At 46.3% G+C, this 1,962-nt stretch carries 1 protein-coding gene; it reads right to left on the bottom strand.

Annotation, left to right across the window (positions count from 1 at the left end; genetic code table 11):
* Nucleotides 1–959 precede the first annotated feature (959 nt).
* The gene (locus tag V6U78_RS12635; protein WP_405341545.1) at nucleotides 960–1,916 is read right to left on the bottom strand and encodes a hypothetical protein; all 957 of its coding nucleotides are present in this window, start codon (nucleotides 1,914–1,916) and stop codon (nucleotides 960–962) included.
* Nucleotides 1,917–1,962: the final 46 nt, after the last annotated feature.

The raw sequence follows: 1,962 nt of genomic DNA, 5'->3' as shown, positions 1-1,962 counted from the left end.
AGCTAAAAGCTGCCAACTTGCAGCAAATGAAAAGCCAGGGTTAAAGCCCAAAATCCCGACCTTGGCACACTATTTCTGAGTGGAGCCAACAGAATACACCGAACTCAAACCTGAAAAAACGAGCAGATTGGGCGGTCTAGAGAACCTGCCAAGTGCAGCAACGAAGCAACTCAAACAAAGCCACCGCTTGCTGCGCTTGAAGACTGAGCCTTCATTTTAAAACTAGCGAGAGCAGCCCAACAACGAAGGCGCGGCATACTATTCAAAGGCCAAACCTGACGAAATCCTGCTAAAACAACGCCTCGATCTGCTGCGGCGACCTGCCTACTATCCCGAAACAACCGGCCCCAACCGACGCAACCAAGCCAATGCAATAACGCCAAGCTCACGCGAACGAGAGCGACGACCGGTTTTGTGTAAAATTGAGCGCAGCGAAAACACAAAAACGGTCTAGCGTTAGTTTCGCGTGCAGCGCCTTGTTATTGCAAAAAACAACAAAAAAGAAAGCCAAAAGCTGCCAGCATTCAGAAAATGACCAACCTGGGTTAAAGCCGCATCACTCATTCTGGCACACTATTTCTGAGTGGAGCCAACAGAATACGCCAAACTCAAACCTGAAAAAACGTGCAGATTGGGCGGTCTGGCAAACCTGCCAAGTACAGCAACGAAGCGACTCGAACAAAGCCACCGCTTGCCGCACTTGAAAACTGTGCCATCATTTTTCAACCAATGAGAGCAACCCAACAACGAAGGCGCGGCACACTATCCAAAGACCAAACCTGACGAAATCCTGCTAGAACAGCGCCCCGATCTGCTGCGGCGGCCTGCCTACTATCCCGAAACCACCCGCCTCAACCGACGCAACCAAGCCAATGCAATAACGCCCGCAGCACGCGCGGATTTGTAGTGAAGGCGAAGCCGCAACGGAAAAGCCGTCGCTGTGCCTGCGATTGTTAGGCTTACACCTCATCATTTGGGAAGTCTATGCCAGAAATGAAAAGTTTAGACTCTTTTTTATCGACCGAAATGAAGTCGGCTTTGTTTGACAGCCCGCCAAGATCACCATTTCTCCCGCCCTTAATTCTTCCATGCGCAGTATTGAAAGTAATAGCCTCGCCAATAGAGTAGGAGTACCTATCCAGTTTTGAATCGAAAAGGCCATCTGAACTCTTTGGGTATTGGTTGAATTTGACTACGTTGTACTCAGGTTGCAATAAGCTGACAAATGCCTTTTCCGCATCAGTAACAAGTTTTTTGTGCTGATAATCAAAATCAAGATCAATATCATCTCCGGCCCCAAACGTGCTTATAAATAGCGGTTCTAGCCGGAAAAGGAAAAGAAAAATCTCATCGGAAACTCTTACACCTGGGTATCGCTGCGGCTCATTTGATAGTATTGCCTGTCTCGCGTGATGTCCTTTTTTGATAAGCCGATCATAGCTATCACCTACTTTAGCTATGCCTACATATAGAAGGTCGTATCTGAAAAGTTCTTCGAAGTTGTCAATCCCAGAAACGCCTTGCATATTTCTAGATCTATACCAAAGAATGTTTTCAGGCGTAAATCTATCAAGAATGTAGTTTTCGCCCCCTTTTTCATACACTATCTCTATAGCATTTTCGGTAAGCGAGAGACCAAACTGCTCGCCCTGAAAATGAGCCACGGACTTAAGCTCGCCGATGTCTATAACCCCATGACTTCTATTTTCATCGGCAATATAAATATCAAACGAAATCGTCATATCATCGTCGTTAAAGACGATATTACTGAATTTCGATTTTGGCTTCCCACCAATCATATAAAAATCGCTTGCTCTCATATGCTCGGCAGCAGGCTCATTTTTGAAGTGGTGAGCCTCTTGATTAGATATTGGCGGAAAGACCAGCTCCAGAAAAGTTGCCTTTGCTCGATTCATTAAAGTTCCTTGAGTTAAAAACTAAAACGGTCACTACTCGGCCGCC

This window comes from Marinospirillum alkalitolerans (assembly GCF_045055655.1).
Taxonomy (GTDB): domain Bacteria; phylum Pseudomonadota; class Gammaproteobacteria; order Pseudomonadales; family Halomonadaceae; genus Marinospirillum; species Marinospirillum alkalitolerans.
The sequence above is the reverse complement of the archived record's forward strand: the minus strand, read 5'-3'. Positions and strand labels throughout refer to the sequence as shown.